The organism is Phyllobacterium trifolii, assembly GCF_014192095.1.
In the GTDB taxonomy this organism is placed as follows: Bacteria; Pseudomonadota; Alphaproteobacteria; order Rhizobiales; family Rhizobiaceae; genus Phyllobacterium; species Phyllobacterium trifolii.
In genome coordinates, this window is the sequence record NZ_JACHXN010000060.1 from 1 (window position 1) to 1,915 (window position 1,915).

3 protein-coding genes are annotated in these 1,915 nt (G+C 58.1%); all 3 read right to left on the bottom strand.

All coding sequences use genetic code 11. From position 1 onward, the window contains the following. A partial coding sequence (locus tag FHS21_RS30320) for an ABC transporter transmembrane domain-containing protein (protein WP_246411394.1) occupies positions 1-869 on the bottom strand: 869 nt, incomplete at its 3' end. 79 nt (positions 870-948) lie between these two features. Beyond that, on the bottom strand, positions 949-1,251 hold the full coding sequence (locus FHS21_RS30325; protein WP_112551936.1) for a hypothetical protein: 303 nt from the start codon (positions 1,249-1,251) through the stop codon (positions 949-951). A gap of 74 nt (positions 1,252-1,325) precedes the next feature. Beyond that, on the bottom strand, positions 1,326-1,915 hold a 590-nt coding region (locus FHS21_RS30330; protein WP_183665858.1), incomplete at its 5' end, for a M10 family metallopeptidase C-terminal domain-containing protein.

The window sequence follows — 1,915 nt, forward strand, 5'->3', positions numbered from 1 at the left end:
AGAGCACGGGCTGAGGCAACCGACGCGGCGATAATTGCGCCGGCGGACAACTCACCCTGGATCGTGAGCCACGCGCCCAGGCCAAGCACTGCAGATTGCAGGATCATGCGAAGTACGCGAGAGATTGCGCCAAATGTTCCACTGATGTCGTTTGTGCGTGTTTGAAGTTCGAGGTGATCCTGATTGGCTTGATTGAAGCGATCGACCGCTCTTCCGGCAAAACCCATCGCCTTCAGAATATCGGCGTTGCGGGCGTTTGAATCGGCGATCCCGTTGCGGGCAATGGCGGCCTGATGGGTTGCGCTTGCCAGGCGGCGGGTCATCAGCTCCGTTGCAATCGTCAGCATCGACAGGATGAATGCGCCGGCAAAGGTGAGGGCGCCGAGATAGGGATGAAGCATATAAACGAAGATCAGATAGAGCGGCATCCATGGCAGGTCGAACAGCGCGACTGGACCCTGGCTGCCTAGAAAGCCGCGTACCGTATCGACATCGCGGCCACGCTCCAGTGCCTCGGCCGTCGAAAAACCAAAGCGTGGCATGTCGATAGCCACTTGATGCGCCATCGGAGCGATCCTGCTGTCGAGACGCGCGCCGATACGCACCAGCACCTGCGAGCGGATAATATCGAACATACCCTGGAACAAATAGAGACCAATGGCCAGAGCCGACAAGGCGAGGAGCGTCGGAACGCTGCCGCTGGTCAGGGCGCGATCGTAAATCTGCAGCATGTAGAAGGAGCCGGTCAGTGCGAGAATGTTGATGACGCCGGAGGTGGTGAAGAGAAACATGAATATCCCGCGAAAGCCTTGCGTCAGCTTCTCGGCATTTTTCCGCTTGGTGCCAGTCAATGGGGTTTTCGAGCGCATTTTTTCTTACCGTTTCTTGTTGAGGCTTTGGGCGGAGCGGCCGCGGGTGGACCACGCTTCCAGTTCAAATCCAATATGTTCAGGTCGCCTGTTGTTTGACACCCCGGCACTTCTTGGACGCCCTGGTAGCGAGGCGCCTCGTCAATACTTCCGCAGCAATCGTCATGACCGCCATGATCAACGCAGCAATTAGCGCCTGCCGGCCAAGAACTGGCTGATACGCACAGACTGCGAGGAGATAGAGAGGGAGCCAGGGCAGATGCAGCGTCTTTATCAAGCTAGCGTCTTCCAGAACGCCGGAAACGCCGGCATTGCGATGCTTGAACGGCCTATGGCGAGCCACGTTGCTCGCAGGGTTGGTAAAATCAAATCTTGAACGCATTCTCGTGACCCCCCTTTTTTGTTATTTGTATAGGGCGGCGAGCCGGTTATTGCGGCTCGCCGTCAGTTCTCGGACTACAGATGGAAGTCCGAGTTGGTCAGGTCGTGGTTGCCCTTGATGCTCAAGCGCAACTCTGCCCCGCTATCGCCATCGACGCTGCCCTGGACGATCGTATATTCGCCGTCCTCGCGGGTTTCATGCGTGACAACCAGTTGTGCGGCACCGCTTAAGGTCGAGCCTGCAACCAGCGTGAAGGACTGGTTCCCGCCTGCGCCGCCATTGGCATCGATACCGCCTAGATCGATCTTGTCTCCGGGCTGGAAGCCGGCGATCGTATCTCCGTCCGCATCACCTGCGGAGAGGAAGCGGAAGGTGTCATTGCCCGCGCCACCGTCGATGACATTGACGGCACTGCTTGCAGTGATCGTATCGTTGCCGGAACCGGTCACGACATTCTCGACATTCCACAGTGTGTCGTTGCCCGATTGACTGCTCGATGCACTTCCCCGGCCCGCAAAGCCCGTTCCGAGGTCGACTGTGAGGTTGGCTGTGATTGCAGCCATGTCGAGCGTATCGCTGCCGGCATCGCCGTAGTAGTTGTCATTCCCGTCGCTGGCTTCAGCGACGAACATGTCGTTGCCATCTCCACCATGCGCGGTGTCGT